Annotated in this window: 14 protein-coding genes and 1 pseudogene; 6 read left to right on the plus strand and 9 right to left on the minus strand. The window is 38.5% G+C overall.

The window, feature by feature from the left end:
- The first annotated feature begins 507 nt into the window (after positions 1–507).
- Positions 508–1,101 (plus strand): 5'-deoxynucleotidase, encoded by a 594-nt coding sequence (yfbR, locus tag BDD30_RS03805; RefSeq protein WP_015833658.1) that lies wholly within the window; start codon positions 508–510, stop codon positions 1,099–1,101.
- Here the strand turns inward: yfbR and BDD30_RS03810 are convergent.
- Together BDD30_RS03810 and yfbV are read right to left on the minus strand one after the other, a co-directional pair.
- On the minus strand, positions 1,098–2,930 hold the full coding sequence (locus BDD30_RS03810) for an SLC13 family permease (RefSeq protein WP_015833657.1): 1,833 nt from the start codon (positions 2,928–2,930) through the stop codon (positions 1,098–1,100). The two genes, yfbR and BDD30_RS03810, sit on opposite strands and share 4 nt — an antisense overlap.
- A 199-nt stretch (positions 2,931–3,129) precedes the next feature.
- Positions 3,130–3,585, minus strand: coding sequence for a terminus macrodomain insulation protein YfbV (yfbV, locus tag BDD30_RS03815; RefSeq protein ID WP_015833656.1), 456 nt, complete (start codon positions 3,583–3,585; stop codon positions 3,130–3,132).
- Between the two features lie 393 nt (positions 3,586–3,978).
- On the opposite strand from yfbV, the gene ackA reads away from it, so the two are divergent.
- Both ackA and pta read left to right on the plus strand, forming a co-directional pair.
- Entirely contained in the window at positions 3,979–5,181 is a 1,203-nt protein-coding gene (gene ackA / locus BDD30_RS03820; protein ID WP_015833655.1) for an acetate kinase, read from the plus strand.
- An 84-nt stretch (positions 5,182–5,265) separates the two neighbouring features.
- Positions 5,266–7,392, plus strand: coding sequence for a phosphate acetyltransferase (gene pta, locus BDD30_RS03825; protein WP_015833654.1), 2,127 nt, complete (start codon positions 5,266–5,268; stop codon positions 7,390–7,392).
- Between the two features lie 245 nt (positions 7,393–7,637).
- Here the strand turns inward: pta and BDD30_RS03830 are convergent, their stop codons facing one another.
- Together BDD30_RS03830 and BDD30_RS03835 are read right to left on the minus strand one after the other, a co-directional pair.
- Positions 7,638–8,420 (minus strand): TSUP family transporter, encoded by a 783-nt coding sequence (locus tag BDD30_RS03830; protein WP_015833653.1) that lies wholly within the window; start codon positions 8,418–8,420, stop codon positions 7,638–7,640.
- Between the two features lie 266 nt (positions 8,421–8,686).
- A complete protein-coding gene (locus tag BDD30_RS03835; protein ID WP_197535154.1) occupies positions 8,687–9,781 on the minus strand; it encodes a Fe(II)-2OG oxygenase family protein in 1,095 nt (364 codons plus the stop codon).
- A gap of 433 nt (positions 9,782–10,214) precedes the next feature.
- Between BDD30_RS03835 and BDD30_RS03840 the strand changes: the two are divergent.
- The 3 genes and pseudogenes from BDD30_RS03840 to BDD30_RS03850 form a co-directional block, all read left to right on the plus strand.
- Positions 10,215–10,331: pseudogene (locus tag BDD30_RS03840) on the plus strand (phosphate acyltransferase); the annotation flags it as partial.
- Positions 10,332–10,484: 153 nt separating this feature from the next.
- Positions 10,485–10,667, plus strand: coding sequence for a type II toxin-antitoxin system HicA family toxin (locus tag BDD30_RS03845; RefSeq protein WP_015833650.1), 183 nt, complete (start codon positions 10,485–10,487; stop codon positions 10,665–10,667).
- Positions 10,668–10,701: 34 nt separating this feature from the next.
- Positions 10,702–11,115 (plus strand): type II toxin-antitoxin system HicB family antitoxin, encoded by a 414-nt coding sequence (locus BDD30_RS03850; RefSeq protein WP_015833649.1) that lies wholly within the window; start codon positions 10,702–10,704, stop codon positions 11,113–11,115.
- A 77-nt stretch (positions 11,116–11,192) separates the two neighbouring features.
- On the opposite strand, the gene BDD30_RS03855 is transcribed toward BDD30_RS03850, so the two are convergent.
- From BDD30_RS03855 to astE, 5 genes are all read right to left on the minus strand, one after another.
- On the minus strand, positions 11,193–11,846 hold the full coding sequence (locus BDD30_RS03855) for a hypothetical protein (protein ID WP_015833648.1): 654 nt from the start codon (positions 11,844–11,846) through the stop codon (positions 11,193–11,195).
- 417 nt (positions 11,847–12,263) lie between these two features.
- Positions 12,264–12,911, minus strand: coding sequence for a hypothetical protein (locus BDD30_RS03860; RefSeq protein WP_015833647.1), 648 nt, complete (start codon positions 12,909–12,911; stop codon positions 12,264–12,266).
- Positions 12,912–13,482: 571 nt separating this feature from the next.
- Positions 13,483–14,124 carry a hypothetical protein gene (locus BDD30_RS03865; protein WP_015833646.1) on the minus strand — a complete coding sequence of 214 codons (642 nt, stop codon included), beginning with the start codon at positions 14,122–14,124 and terminating at the stop codon, positions 13,483–13,485.
- A gap of 625 nt (positions 14,125–14,749) precedes the next feature.
- Positions 14,750–16,204, minus strand: a complete 1,455-nt coding sequence (locus BDD30_RS03875; RefSeq protein WP_015833645.1) for an amino acid permease — start codon at positions 16,202–16,204, stop codon at positions 14,750–14,752.
- Between the two features lie 101 nt (positions 16,205–16,305).
- A complete protein-coding gene (gene astE, locus BDD30_RS03880; protein WP_015833644.1) occupies positions 16,306–17,289 on the minus strand; it encodes a succinylglutamate desuccinylase in 984 nt (327 codons plus the stop codon).
- Positions 17,290–17,299 lie beyond the last annotated feature (10 nt).

Here is a 17,299-nt window from a genome sequence, read left to right on the forward strand (position 1 = left end):
TAATACTTTCTTTACTGACACAAGATGATAGTTCTTTACAGAATAAAGCCAATAAACTTTCATTTTTTTACCGGTAACAAGGGTTAATTTTTTTATTTTTATCGGGGAATTGCAGTGATTATATAAGGATTTGTCAGAACAAAAAAGAATTAAACATTGCATTTGTTAAATTTGATAAAAGAGAATACTTGAAGTAATAGCGAACTATTGTAAATTATATGAAATTTTTGTATACAATTTGTATGCAAAATGGAATAGAAGAATAAATTTCTTTTAAAAAATATTTCCATTACGATTATAACATTCCCAGTAATAGTAAATGTAAATTAGCCAGTCATTCTGCAGATGTTATAGTGTCTGAAAGCCAGTTGACGGATATTGTTAACGTATTTGATAAAAGCGTATTTCCTTATTAAAGACAGGGATAAAATAAGGTGCAACTTTAACGTTTACTTACCTCTGCCAACCACTCACAATAAAAGTTATGTTCCATTGTAAGAGATGATTATGAGCCACTTTTTTGCCCACCTTTCCCGTTTGAAACTGATTAATCGTTGGCCTCTCATGCGCAATGTGCGTACAGAAAATGTCTCTGAGCACAGCCTACAGGTTGCTTTCGTCGCACACGCTTTAGCTATTATCAAAAACCGCAAATTTAATGGCAATGTGAATGCTGAACGCATTGCATTGCTGGCTATGTACCACGACGCTAGCGAAGTTATCACCGGGGATTTACCAACCCCAGTTAAATATCACAATCCACATATTGCTCGGGAATATAAAAAGATAGAAAAAATCGCGCAAAAGAGATTACTGGAAATGCTACCAACAGAGTTACAAGAAGATTTCCGTTCAATACTGGATGACAGCCAGCATACAGCAGAAGAAGCTTTTATTGTTAAACAGGCCGACTCTCTATGTGCTTATCTCAAATGTCTGGAAGAACTATCAGCAGGTAACAGTGAATTCAATCTGGCAAAAACCCGGCTTGAAAAAACCCTGGCTGATCGCCACAGCCAAGAGATGGATTACTTTATGCAAGTTTTTGTACCGGGGTTTAGCCTATCACTCGACGAAATTAACCTTGATATCCCCCATTAAAACGGGAACAGCCAAGGAATAACCAACACACTTATCACCATCACCAACAGGGTAAATGGCACTCCCAGACGGACAAAATCAGAGAATTTGTAACCACCAGGGCCAAGAACCAAAGTATTAACGGGCGATGAAACGGGAGTCATAAATGCGGCTGAAGCTGCCACACCAATAATCATAGCAAATGGCATAGGTGATACAGCCATTTCGCGCGCAGCCGCAATGGCTATCGGTGCCATTAATACCGCCGTTGCCGTATTAGAAATAAACAAACCAATCGCGGCACAAAGCACGAACAAACATAACAACATCACTCTTGGCCCCATATTACCGGCAATATCCATCAGGCCACGGACAATAAGATCAATCCCGCCCGTTTTCTGCAACGCCAATGCAAATGGCATCATGCCGACAATCAGAATTATGCTAGGCCAATGAATGGATCGGTAAGCGCTTTCCATATCAATACAACGAAATTTTCCCATCAACAGGCAAGCTATCAATGCGGCAATCACATTAGGCACTTCATCAGTAAGCATCATGGCAACCATCAACGCCAAACTAAAAAGTGCATGTGGAGCCTGCGACATTGCCGGTGCCACCTCTTCAACCTCAACAGGCAGATTGAGTACGATAAAATCGCGCATTTTAGTTTTCAGGACGCGGATCAATTTCCAGTCACCAATAACCAGTAAAATATCCCCAAGCTGTAGCGGCTCATCCACCAGTTTACCCGACAACGGCTTACCATCACGCCGAATGCCGACAACATTCAAACCATAACAGGTACGAAAACTCATCTCTCGTAGAGATTTACCCAGTAAATCTGATTCCGGGATCAACGATACTTCAGCCATACCCACATTGCGGGATTGTGCAGAAAAATACTCGCCACGCAGCACCATCGGCTCCAGCCATTGCTCACTGCAAAATTCTCGCAAATCCACTTCACTGTCTGACATATCAATCAGCAATACATCCCGTTCTCTCAGCACGGTATTGCCAGTCACGCTCACCATAACACGCCGGAAACGCCGCCAACGCTCAATACCAACAACATTAGCACCATAACGGGCGCGCAAATTTAATTCATCAAGAGAGAGACCAATCAACGGGGAGCCTTGCCGGATTGCCAGACGACGGGCGCGACCGGACAATTTATAGTCGTGGATAAGATCACGGAAAGTACGGCGGTTCCATTTGTCGTGACCATTATCCGGCTGATTGCTTCCCAGCCAACGACGAGCAATCAACATATAGCTAATGCCAGCAAACAAAATCAGAAAACCAATAGGTGTAATCGAGAAAAACTTGAAACCAGGAAGCCCTTCACGTATCAACTCACTGTTAACGACCATATTCGGCGGCGTAGCAACCAACGTCATCATGCCACTGATAAGCCCAGCAAAGCTCAGAGGCATCATCAACCGCCCTGGAGAAATTTTCATTCTTGCCGCAACACTGAGCACAACCGGAATAAAAATCGCAACTACCCCCGTGGAACTCATGAAAGCACCAAGCCCTGCAACAGTCATCATCAACAAAACCAACATCTTGGTTTCGCTGTTTCCGGCAACTCTTACCAGCCAATCCCCCATTTGATAAGCAACACCGGTTCTCACTAACCCCTCACCAATAACAAACAAGGCCGCTATCAGTAAAACGTTGGGATCACTGAAACCACTAGTTGCTTCACCCAGTGTCAGTGTTCCACTCATGACAAACGCAATAATCACCAATAACGCAACAATATCCATACGAAATTTATTGGTGATAAAAAGAACGATAGCTATCAATAACAGGGTCAATACCCACAAAAGTTCACTATTCAATTCAAAATGGCCTCTATCAACGAAAAAGAAGATACGGTGTCGAAAACTTGATTAGTAGACTATTTTATTGAGGGAAAATCTCCAGTTACGATCAACAACATGTCCATTTTTTGCCATGAACCGCTATTTTATCTGTTGATTTCTCAATCAGAGATTTCAAATACCGATCGACCAGCTCCAATCTCGTCATATCTTCCCGCTAAATATCATCAAGAAACGAACGATCAAGTTGTTTAAATGCCCGTCTCAAAATTTCAGCAAGAGATTGATAAGTCGGGGTTTTCTGCACTGGTGCCATGGCAATTCCTGCTTTGACAAATTTATCACGGATTTCATGAAACCATTTCAGTAATGCCACAGGTAACGGCGTTGATGCCCGTTTCCCCAACCACCATAGCCCCTGCATTGGCAAACTACAGGCAAATAGTGCGGTCGCAATAGCGGGACCAAGCTGTCCCCCCAAAGCAATTTGCCAAGTCAAGGTAAAAATAGCCAATGGTGGCATAAACTGGATACCAAAACGGGTTGCCTTAATAATCCGGTTTTCAGGAAACACTGGCGCCAACTGTTTTTCAATCGGCCAGGTCTTCATATATTTTTGCCCCAGTTGCATCTTCTTTATCCATCCGCTACTGGCAGGAGGCATTGTGCTCATCATGACCTCAATCAATTAAAAACATAGTTTTTAAAAAAACATTGTAAATGATAAAACATTTTTTGTAGGATTAGGTATATTTTGTCTTTACTGCTGTCTGTCGGTATCCTACACCCACTTTTATGCTTAACACAGCGGTAAAGCAGCATATTTTACCTTTTTCGCTGCATTTAGGCTCATTTTGTTAACAAATCACCCTATGTCTTAACATTAGAGCCAGCAAAAAAAGGTTTTTTGAAAATTTAAGCCTTATCATCATGCCTTTCACACTTAGCATGATGTTAATCATTTAATGTCATCACTATTATGCGCTACGCTAATGAGTAATTGACGTTTTATTAATCACATGTCTTATCTGTAAGACTCATTGACAAACACGATATAGGTATTTCCATGTCAAGTAAGCTGGTACTGGTCCTCAATTGCGGTAGCTCTTCTCTGAAATTTGCTATCATCGATCCTGCTAACGGTGAAGAATATCTTTCTGGTCTAGCTGAATGTTTTAACCTGCCCGAAGCCCGCATTAAGTGGAAAATGGATGGCGCAAAACATGAAGCCGCTTTAGGTGCTGGTGCAGCCCACAGTGAAGCATTAAACTTTATTGTTAATACTATTCTGGCTGAAAAACCAGAACTTTCTGCCCAAATCGCCGCAATCGGTCACCGTATTGTTCATGGCGGTGAAAAATTCACCTCTTCTGTCACCATTAATGATGAAGTTATTCAGGGTATTAAAGATGCGGTTCCATTCGCGCCATTGCACAACCCTGCTCACCTGATTGGCATTGAAGAAGCGAAAAAAGGGTTCCCACACCTGGCTGCCAAAAACGTTGCCGTTTTCGATACCGCTTTCCATCAAACCATGCCAGAAGAAGCTTACCTGTATGCACTGCCATACAATCTGTATAAAGAGCACGGCATTCGTCGTTATGGTGCCCACGGAACCAGTCACTTCTTCGTTTCCCGTGAAGCGGCAAAAACGCTGAACAAGCCTGTTGAAGAACTGAATGTTATTGTTTGCCACTTGGGCAACGGCGGTTCCATCTCTGCAATCGTTAATGGTCAGTGTGTCGATACTTCTATGGGACTAACGCCACTGGAAGGTCTGGTCATGGGTACTCGCAGCGGTGATATTGACCCAGCTATCATTTTCCACCTACATGATTCACTGGGCATGAGCGTTGAACAAATCAACAAATTGTTGACCAAAGAATCTGGCCTGCTGGGTCTGACCGAAGTCACCAGCGATTGCCGTTACATAGAAGATAACTATGAAACCAAAGCCGATGCCAAGCGTGCTATGGATGTTTATTGCCACCGTCTGGCTAAATACGTTGGTGCGTATTCCGCACTGATGGAAGGTCAGCTGGACGCCATTATTTTTACCGGTGGTATCGGTGAAAACTCAGCACTGGTCCGTGAACTGGTATTGAAAAAACTGGCTCTGTTAGGTTTTGAATATGATCACGAACGTAACCTGACAGCCCGTTTCGGTAAATCCGGTCCTATCACCACCGACAACAGCCGTCTTGCTTTAGTGATCCCAACAAATGAAGAATTAGTGATCGCTCAAGATGCAGCGCGTCTGACAGCGTAATATTTTACCAACCGCCAGCCACCGCTGGCGGTACTATTTTGACCAACGAGCAACCGTAAAGAGGTTTCCGTGTCCCGTACAATTATGTTGATCCCTACCAGCACCAGCGTCGGCCTGACCAGTGTGAGTTTGGGTGTAATCCGCTCAATGGAGCAAAAAGGCGTCAGCCTGAGTGTTTTCAAACCTATTGCCCAGCCTCGTTGTTGCGGCTCCCAAGACCAAACCACGGCAATCATCCGTTCTCATTCCAGTATTAAAACCGCTGAACCATTGAATATGGCTTATGTGGAATCTTTACTAACGACGAATCAGAAAGATGTACTGATGGAAAAAATCGTGGCTCTTTACCACGAAAACACCAAAGACGCAGAAGTTATCCTGATTGAAGGTCTGGTTCCAACCCGTAAACACCCGTTTGCCCAGTCTCTGAACTATGAAATCGCCAAGACATTGAACGCTGAAATCGTGTTCGTGCTGGCGCTAGGTAACGATTCCCAAGAGCAATTGAAAGAACGCGTTGAACTGGCTCGTGCTGAATTTGGTGGTAGTAAAAACCAGAACATTACCGGTGTTATTATCAATAAATTGAATGCGCCGGTTGATGATCAGGGCCGTACCCGCCCTGATCTGTCGGAGATCTTTGACGAATCTTCGAAAGCCATCGTAGCTAATATCGATCCAAACAATCTATCCAAACATAGCCCATTGCCAATCCTTGGCTGCATTCCATGGAGTTTTGATCTAATTGCGACACGCGCAATCGACATGGCCAAGCACCTGAATGCTCGTATTATTAATGAAGGCGCGATCAAAACTCGTCGTGTGAAATCCGTGACTTTTTGTGCACGTAGCATTCCACATATGCTGGAACATTTCCGCCCAGGTTCTCTATTAGTCACTTCTGCTGATCGCCCTGATGTTCTGGTTTCAGCCTGTTTGGCTGCCATGAATGGTGTTGAAATCGGTGCAATTTTGTTGACTGGTGGCTATTCCATCGATGAACCGATTAAACAATTGTGTGAGCGTGCTTTCGGAACGGGTCTACCAGTCTTTATGGTTGATACCAACACCTGGCAGACTTCCCTGAGCCTGCAAAGTTTCAGCTTGGAAGTGCCAGCTGATGACCATGAACGTATCGAAAAGCTGCAAAACTACGTTGCCCACCATATCAACAAAGAGTGGATCGACTCCCTGACAGCGAATTCTGAACGACCACACCGTCTGTCTCCACCTGCATTCCGTTATCAATTAACAGAACTGGCACGTAAAGCAGGCAAACGTATTGTTCTGCCTGAAGGTGACGAACCTCGTACCGTGAAAGCGGCTTCCATCTGTGCTGACCGTGGTATCGCGCGATGTGTTCTGCTGGGCGATCCAGAAGAGATCCGCCGTGTTGCTGCGGCTCAAGGGGTAGAACTGGGCACTGGTATCGAAATTGTTGATCCAGTTGCAGTACGTGAGCGTTATGTTCCACGTCTGGTTGAACTGCGTAAAAACAAAGGCATGACCGAAGTTGTTGCACGTGAACAACTGGAAGACAACGTTGTTCTGGGCACGTTGATGCTAGAACAGGGCGAAGTTGACGGTCTGGTTTCCGGAGCGGTACACACCACGGCAAACACAATCCGCCCACCATTACAATTAATCAAAACTGCACCAGGCAGCTCATTGGTATCATCCGTGTTCTTTATGCTGCTACCAGAACAAGTTTTGGTTTACGGTGACTGTGCGATCAACCCAGACCCGACTGCTGAACAACTGTCTGAAATCGCCATTCAATCGGCAGATTCTGCTAAAGCATTTGGTATCGAACCGCGTGTTGCCATGATTTCCTACTCTACCGGTAATTCTGGTGCAGGTAGTGACGTTGAAAAAGTACGTGAAGCAACCCGTTTGGCGCAAGAGAAACGCCCAGACCTGATCATTGATGGTCCATTGCAGTATGACGCCGCGATCATGGCAGATGTGGCTAAATCCAAAGCACCAAACTCACCGGTTGCCGGTCAAGCTACCGTGTTCATCTTCCCTGATCTGAACACTGGTAACACCACCTACAAAGCGGTACAGCGTTCTGCAGATCTAGTTTCTATCGGTCCAATGCTGCAAGGGATGCGTAAACCGGTGAACGATTTGTCCCGTGGCGCTTTGGTAGACGATATCGTTTACACCGTTGCACTGACTGCAATTCAATCGGCACAAGGAGAAGCGTAACCGTTTCTTGCACTTGCCCCAATTAAATTAATCAAGGTCTGACCTCTTTAATAAGGTTCAGACCTTTGAATTTATTCTTCTGCGTTATATACCCGTTATCTTTTCAAGTTGCCTCTTTGCTGGCTGCACTCACTCACCCCGGTCACATAGTTAGCCATGCTCTCTTGCTATAATATGCCAATCTTAATTAATGAAATTGGGCATAATTCAGTCCACCTAGTGATTTATTTTAATTCAGTACAAATTTATAGAAGATTAAGGATCATAATCCGTAGCGGGTTGTTTTCAGCACTAATAAGTTTAATCGCTAACACACAACATACCAATATCAGCATCGGCCTTACTAAACGAGGACCTATTTTAACAGCATAACGTGCACCTAACTGTGCTCCAGCAAAGGACGCTATAGCCATTGCTAAGGCTAACGGCCATATAATGACGCCTTTAGTGATAAAAATAAACAATGCACCAATATTGCATGAAGCATTTGCTAACTTAGTAAAACTCATTGCCTGCATCATCTCAAGGCCACAGAAGAACATAAAACTCATCATGAGAAAAGAACCCGTTCCTGGTCCAAATATGCCATCATAAAAACCAAGTACCGGCGCGATTAAAAATGAAAATAACAATACAGATATTCTTTTCCTATTACTTCTCCCACTAAGTTTCGGAGCGAAGATAAAATAAATTGCGACGACGATTAATAATATTGGTACACAAGCTTCTAATACTCTCTTACTAACCACACTAACAAATAATGCACCACTAACTCCTCCTAATAGGCTAAAAAGTACTAAAAATACTGAATTTCTCCACTCAATCAATCCATTACGCGCAAAAGTTACAGTAGCTGATATACTAGCCGAAGTTGCTTGAAGTTTATTAGTTGCCATAGCACTGATAGGTTCTATTCCTGCTAGAAATAGCGCGGGCAATGTTATTAATCCTCCTCCCCCTGCTATTGCATCAAAAAAACCTGCCAAAAAAGCAATAGTTGCTAGTATGCCTATTAGGTCCCATTCCATAATGATTCCATATATTATTAAACGTTTTAAAATAGCTTAAATTATTAATAATGCAAGCTATTCAATAGAATTTCATGATTGTACTTCACACTCAGTCAACCCTTTTCGCAAAAGAATGTGACATACTTACAAATCCGATCAAAAAAACCAAAAAGTATTAGTGCAGCACTTTAAAAGTACCATTTAATATAGCATTCCAAATAGTTAAAAATTAAATATAACTATACTTTATTAAATTTCATTGTAATAACACAACAAGTAATTATTTAGCCTTTAAGCAATAAAGGATCATCTGAGATAACAACTCCTTCCGCATATTTTGCAAGACCAAACAACCGAACTAACAATCGACGATTATCCTTTACTATATCCCGACAATGTAATGCTCGATAATTATTAATAGCAATTGCAGATTCCTGTGTTAATACATATTGATACGGTATAGCATCGTTAACTGCCTGACAAAATATTTCATATGCTTTCTTGACAACATCTGAGGCTTTTTCATCAACAGAAAAACGGTAGGAATTATATCGGATGGAGAAAGAGAATTTTTCATTAAAATCTATTATAGATATCCCCTTACCATCTTCTCCCTTTTCGTCGGCATAAGAGTCACTATATGTAAAATTAAAGTTGTATGACGACAGAGCCAAAACATTAGTTGCACCTACCCTTTCTAATACTTCAGGCATTGGAATAACAAATGTAGGTTCCATTAGAGGATTCCACATTGATGATAAAATCAAAGAAGACGGTGCAGGAGAGTGACTATTTTTAACTTTCACTGCACTCCAATATGGCCCTTCGGTGTGAGGGCCAAGGGATAAGCCTGAATGAGAACTTAATTCTACTCTATTATTTTCAGAATCAATATCCTGCAAACCTCCCTCTTTAAAATGAGCAACCAGACGCACTATTTTACCATAATTTTCAATATCATATGCAAAAGCTCTATGTTCAACAAGTTCCAGTAAGATTTGATTACGAGCCGCCAAATAAAGGATAGCATATTGATTATCTAGTGAAGAAAACGAGGGTAATTTATCAGGGAGTATATCATTAGTAACTTTTTTCATCCCTTCAAAAACTAGAGCGGACATTAAACCATCAGAATATACTCTAATCACTTCTTGTTGGATTTCTGAAAATGTTTGTTTTAATTCAATACCAGCTTGTACCACAATCATTCTAATTCCGCTAACCTGTGGACCACCACGCTTAGCAATATCTTCGGAAAAATAGTGAAGCAGGTTAGCTTGATGTTCATTAAATATAAATAAGTTAATTTCCTTATTTTTTTGTACAGTATCCGATGAAATCATCTTTTTATTTTTTTCTACAACTAGATTACATTCCATTTTTATATCCTTAGTTATTTTAATTTAATTATGTGTTTTAAACTATATTATCAATTATTAAAGTAGTTACCAGAACAAAAACACACTTTAAGATTCTATATTATTATTATATTTTGTGACTTTAATGAAATTATAAATCAAAGTTGTATTTTTATTTTTTATAATTTCTTACGCTTATTAATTGTTATTATATTAAAAACACAGTATACCCAATAGATTTCGAGTTGCAGCGCGGCGGCAAGTGAACGAATCCCCGAGAGCATAGATAACTATGTGACCGGGGTGAGTGAAAGCAGCCAACAAAGCAGCAACTTGAAAGATGAAGGGTATTAACCGATATACAATAATCACTAAATAATACAAAATTTTATTTACTCATTTTCTAAAGAAGTTATTTCATAATTATACTCTTCTTCCAACCATCCCTTGCTGGCCAATGCTGCAAGGGATGCGTAAACCGGTGAACGATTTGTCCCGTGGCGCTTTGGTAGACGATATCGTTTACACCGTTGCACTGACTGCAATTCAATCGGCACAAGGAGAAGCGTAACCGTTTCTTATCCATAGCAAATTAATGGCTGATAAGGCTGAATTCTGTATTTCACTGGATTCAGCCTTTTTATTTTCTTTATCTCACTCGCTTTAACATTGTGATAGTGTGTATAATGTGTAATATAACTATCAACCAATATATGGAAGCTAGGTGAAAAGTTCAGAATTAATAAAGCTGCTAGAAAAAAATGGCTGGACTTTAGAACGGATAAAAGGCAGTCATCATCAATTCAGACACCCTGATTTTTCGATAGTGATAACTGTTCCTCATCCTAGAAAAGATATAAAAATCGGAACATTACACCAGATCATGAAAGATGCGGGTCTTAAATAAAGTAACCAGAAACACTCAAATCAGGAGAAAAAATATGTTATATCCCGCTTTTATTGAAGTTGATACCGATGGCAGTGCAAGCGGCTGGTTTCCTGATGTACCCGGCTGTTATTTTGCTGGCGATACACTGGAAGAAACTTGGCAAGATGCTAAAAGTGCTATTGAGGTACATTTTGAATTATTAACGCAAAATGAATCAGAACTGCCGAAAGCCAGAACAATGCAAGAACATCTCGCTGAAAACATTGGTAAATATATTGATGGTCAATGGATCTTAGTCGATGTCAATATGGATAAATTCGATGGCCGAGCAGAACGGATCAATATTACCTTGCCACATCGTTTATTACATCGTATTGATACGATTGTTCATGATCATCCTGAATATGGTAGCAGAAGTGGTTTCCTGGCTCAGGCTGCACGTAATGAACTACAAAAAATAATTTAATTGTGCCGCATATATGCGGCACTTTTTATCGGAATAAATTTAAGATTGATAATTACATGTTGATAGAACAGATAAGCCTATTTTTTCTGTTTCTTTAATAATACATACGCGACTTGAGCTTGTATTTTATTCTTTGATAACCAGCCATTAAATATATTTCCTATTCCACTTTTCTTATATTCATCATCACAACTTGCCGATGTTCCTGTTACACCAAGCCCGTATGTTCCTCCACCTTCAGCTTTAGTCTTACACTTATGTTTAGTTGTAAAGTCATCATATAACCAGCCAGCCTTTTCCGTCTTAAATTCAATAACAACACCGGGCTTTTTATTGGTTAGATAACCTTGTGAGTAAGTGAATTGAGGCGCAATTCCACAGAAACTATTTTTTTCTTGAACGCAAGAAATTTTCTCGTTCCTATTCTTATCAAATGTTTGATATTCTTTTATCTCCATTCCTCGATACCAGTACGTCGATTTTTCTGCCTCATTATCACTATTTACAGTCTTATTACTCTTTAGCGTAAGTTTATTCGGTGTGTTATCTTTAACTCTAAGAACACAATTTGTATATAAAGACATGACTTTGGTTTTTGCCAACCCATTTGCATTTATTGCGTCTTTTACCTGATTTCTAATGTTTTCCGGATCTTTCATACATGCCATACTGACACTGCTAATAGCGAATAAAAGAGGGGCAATAAGGAAAACCTTTTTATTTAAATTCATATTTATCTCCTTGATCTATTTATATTTTTGGTACCTAATTAAATTGATTTAGAAAAACACTATTGCAAATAATATACAATCAATTATCCCACTGTATTAATCTCTATTATTATATTATCTGCCTTAAATAAGGTAGATTATTTAATTAGAAAAAACAAAAACAAATTCCGGCATGATTAAATTAAAAAATATTTCATTAGAATATATGAAAAACCATATAATAATGGCATAAAACAAAGAAACCAATAATTATATGATAATATACCTTTTGAAAAATATTTCTCAGTAAAGACTTTCTTTAACATCTAGTCGCACTCTCTGTAACTTAAGGAAAAGCACCAAAGCTTATCAAATACTCTGTACTAAAAAAATCGTTTAAAACTAATGAGTATATAATCACAGAACAGATGTTAAAGATCATTTCGGTATGGGTAATTGTACATAAGAAACTGTCACCTCCATTTTAACTGGTTTTTCTAATAATAATTTATTAAATTCATTCCCTATATTATAACCTTTAGGCTTACAATTTGATTCATCTTTTATCAATGTACTTATTTCACCAAGTCCATATGATTCTCCTCTCGATTCAACATTAATTTCGCAGTTATGTTTAGTTGTAAATTCATTATACAGCCAGCCAGGTTCTATCGTCCTAAACTCGATAACAAATTTTTTATCCTCTCTCATCGGATAGCTCTTCGCGTAAGTATATTCAGGAGAAATTCTGCAAAAACGATTTGGTATATTAGCACAAGGAATTCTGGTATATTTATTACTATCAAATAGTTTATATTCCTCTATTCCCATTCCTCTATACCAGTATATCGCTAGTTCTGCACGCTCATCACTCTTTCGGGATTCATTATTAGTTAATATAATTTTATTTCCGGTATTAACCACATCAAACTCACACTTTTTATACATAGACATCACTTCGGTTTCTTGTAAACCATAGCTTTTTATTATATTTTCTACCATCTGATCAATATTACATGCCACACTAAATTGACTAACAGATAATAATAAAGGGGAAATCAGAAGAACTTTTTCATTAAAACTCATATTTCTCTCCTTGCTTTATTGATAATATTGACACCCAAAGACATAAAAATATACTTTATAGCTGTTATCAATAAACCTATAATCTTTGCTGACACATAATGACTTAATATATAATGCGACTATAAATAAAAAACAAACCACAAAATGAACTAACAATATAAGCCATATGATTCAATTAGCTCATCTTTTTATTAGCTATCTTAAATAAAGGTAGATGACTAAATCAAAAAAAACAAGCCACATAATAATTAAATTAAAAATAAGACAAAAACATAAAAAAATATAATTTCAATAACATATAAAATAGATAATTCTTCAGTTATTACAATGTCATATGTAATAAAAATTACTTATTTATTATTCTACAATAACATAAAAAACATCATCCAATTACAATTATGACTATCTATATAATTCAAATAATTAATATTTATTTCCCAGTAACACTGATAAGTTCACTTAAAATTTATTATCAATAAAAAGCACCGAGGTTATAAACACTCGGTGCTATTATTTCAACAAATCTCATTTAGAGTTAATAAAAATATAATTACAACACAAATATTAAAGTCTATTTTTTCAATAATACATAAGAAATTATAGGGTCTATTTTAGTTGGTTTTTCTGATAACCACCTATTAAAGACATTTCCTATTCCAAGTCTCTTATATTCCGCATCACAATTTACCGATGTTCCTTGTCCACCCAGTCCATACGATACTGTTCCATCTTCCGCTTTAGGCTTACAGTCATGCCGAGTTGTGAAATCCTTATATAACCAACCAGGTTCTATCGTACTAAACTCAATAACAACCCCAGGGTTTTTAATTACCAAATAACTCTTTGCATAAGTATAGTTAGGTGCAATTCCACAGTACGCATCTTTTAGTGCAACACAGGGGAGATTTTTATATTTATTCCCGTCAAATGTTATATACTCATCTAACGACATCCCCCGATACCAATACATCGCATTTTTTGCCTCATCATCACGTTTTGCCGCTTTACTGTTTGTTAATGTAACTTTCTTCTCTTTAGGTAACGACGAGACAGTAAGGGTACAATTTCTATACATGGACATCACTTTAGTACCGGCTAACCCGTTTTGGGTTATTATTTTTTCTATCTCTGGATCAGGCGTACATGCCATACTAACGTGACTAATAGCTAATAAAAAAGGGGAAATAAGGAAAGCCTTTTTATTTAAATTCATACTTTTTTCCTTGCTTTAATTATGATGTAGGTATCAAATGGAACGAAAATAAATTTCATCGTCATCATTAATATACCCGTATATAGTCTTCAAAAATAATAATAACTTAATTTACAGCTACGCTATAAATAAAAATTTAACAAAAAAATAATATCATAGTATAAACAACTTAATTAAGTTACCTTGTTATTTTTCAACTTAAACAAATATAGATTATTAAATCCCAAAAGACAAACTCCAGCATAATTAAATTTTAATTAAAAAAATCAAAATAAAATAGCGAAGATATAAAAACAAAATAATTTCAATCATCTATATAACTGACAATCCTATAATTTCCACAATATTATATATATAATTAAATAATCACTATATTTTTAATCTAAAGAATACTATCTCATTATTACAATAACGTCTCAAAAACGCGTAATAACCTAACAGACTTTCATGGCAAAAATTTTTCGATCTATACCCAATAAATTTCGAGTTGTAGCGCGGCGGCAAGTGAACGAATCCCCAGGAGCATAGATAACTATGTGACTGGGGTGAGTGAAAGCAGCCAACAAAGCAGCAACTTGAAGGATGAAGGGTATAAATATATTGCAGATGTGAACCACTTACCTGACTATGAACGAGAACCTTCTTTGACTATCTGATAACTTTGTTCTTCCTGCGCTTCATTTTTCTTTTTCACGCGCCATAGAATACTTAACGCGATAAACCACAAAGGTGTACCACAGAGTGCTATCAACGTATCGGGATCAAAAACCATTATTACTATTGTGAGGATGAAAAAAATCAGAGTGATCCACGTCATCGACACCCCCAAAGGCATCTTAAAGATTGATCGTTTATGCAATTCAGGATGGTGTTTACGATAGGCTAAATAAGCCACTAATATCATACACCAGCTATAAATAACCATAATAGAAGCAACCGTTGATACAATAGTAAATAATCGCATGACATCCGGTACGATAAATAAAAGTGATGTGCCAACTATCATACAGAAACAAGAGAATATCAGACTATGTACCGGAATCGCAGTATTACGGGAAAGAATTTTAAATTTCTGGTGAGCATTTCTTTCCGTTGATAACCCATAAAGCATACGTGTACAAGCATATAATCCACTATTAGCAGAAGACATCGCCGACGTTAATGCAACAAAGTTAACAATTGCGGCAGCAGCAGGCAAACCCGCCAAAGCAAATAGTGTCACAAAAGGGCTAGTTTCAGCTGAAATACGTCCCCAGGATGTCACCGCAATAATGCTCAACATGGAGAAAATATAGAAGATAAAAATTCTCATCGGAATCTTATTAATTGCTTTCGGCAATATCTTTTCTGGATCTTTTGTTTCCGCTGTCATCGTGCCAACAAGTTCAACCCCAGTAAAAGAAAAAATCGCTATCTGAAAACCGGCAAAAAAACCAAAAATACCATTTGGCAAGAATACAGATGGATCAGTCAGATTATTAATAGATGCCGTCATACCGTCTGGTGATTTCCAACCTATCATTACCATACCCGCACCCACAATAATCAGCGCTAAAATCGCAATCACTTTAATAATCGCGAACCAGAATTCAGCTTCGCCAAATAATCGGACAGAAAGAAGATTACAAGTACAGAGTAAACCTAGCGTTAAAAATGCAGGTACCCAAAGAGAAACACCGGGAAACCAATATTGAATGTATCCGCCACAAACCACCACATCAGCAATACAGGATACAATCCAACTCATCCAGTAAGTCCAGCCGAGAAAAAAACTTGCTTTCGTCCCTAAATAATCAGACACGAAATCAGCAAAAGAACGATAATTCAATTTAGTGAGAAGCAATTCTCCCATCGCTCGCATCACCATATAAACAAAAAACCCGACAATGGCATAGGTAATAACGATTGACGTTCCGGATACGGCAATAGTTTTGCCCGATCCCATAAATAATCCTGTACCAATCGCACCGCCAATAGAAATCATTTGAATATGACGTGCACTCAGACCTCTATGCAGTTCTTGCGAATCAGTAAACTTTTCTGCCGAAAGGTTTTGTTGAATTTTATTATTTTTTATCATGATAATACCCGTCCGTCATTAAAGCGAAGAAGCACCCTGCTGAATTCTTTCTGAAGAAGAAATTACCGCTGCTTCAGAAAGAAAATGTAGTCATACTTTATTTAGTTATTTTTTTTATTTAGAGCAAGTAACAATCCCGCGCGTAATCCATTAGCGACCTCAGCATTAGGAAATAATATAAAGTTTACTGAAGATGTTATTTTCCAATGACGATCCCGTTGGCTGGCAATTTCAAATCCTGCAGGCAATTCAGTGAAATTCATGGTATCAGCAGGTATATGAAGTTGAAAACTGTCATCACTCTTAATAATCGAATCAACTACCTGATAATGTTTCAGCTCAGGTTTAGTGCGTGCAGTTATTTGCGAATGATCGATTAAGCCATGAAGAGCCTCGATAACTTTTTGAAATCTTTTTAAATCATTTTTACCGAAAGGCATTACTTTGCCAATTTCCATCGTGCAACTGTCAGTGCCGAATTTTTCTCCCAGGAAGTGACTGAAAGTCCCTCCTTTTTCTTTGTGATAAACCAGTGCCTCAATATTACTGTCACTCAACCATTGCATAAATTCAGCAGAAAAGGGGCGGCCCTGAGCAGGTAATAACGCAAATTGCTCATGATGAGAAGCCCGTATTGCTGTATGCAAGTCAATATGCCAGCGAATATTTGTAGCAGACACCGAAGGTTCAGCAAAAAAACGACTCACAACATTTTCCAATTCAGCCGCACGTGATCGCTCATTTCCCAGCGGAAAATTCAGATAACGACCACCAAACATTCGGTTCAAATCATTATGCAAATAACGCCGATTAGCACGTATAGCGGGCAAGTTACCGAAGATAATTAACAAATTATTTTCTAGTGTTAGAGTACCATCAGCCAACTGTGCTAATAACTGAATCAATATTTCAATAGGTGCCGTTTCATTACCATGAATACCAACAGAAACAACCAGAGAGCGATTTTTCCTTTTATCAGGAATAAGTTGCAATACACCTTCTGCCAACCAACTCGCACTAATTGTTTCCGGAAACCTCAAATGATCAGCCAGTTTCTTTTCAAGCAATAACGTTAACAGATCCATATCCACTCCA

It is taken from the genome of Photorhabdus asymbiotica, from assembly GCF_003634575.1.
Classification (GTDB): Bacteria; Pseudomonadota; Gammaproteobacteria; order Enterobacterales; family Enterobacteriaceae; genus Photorhabdus; species Photorhabdus asymbiotica.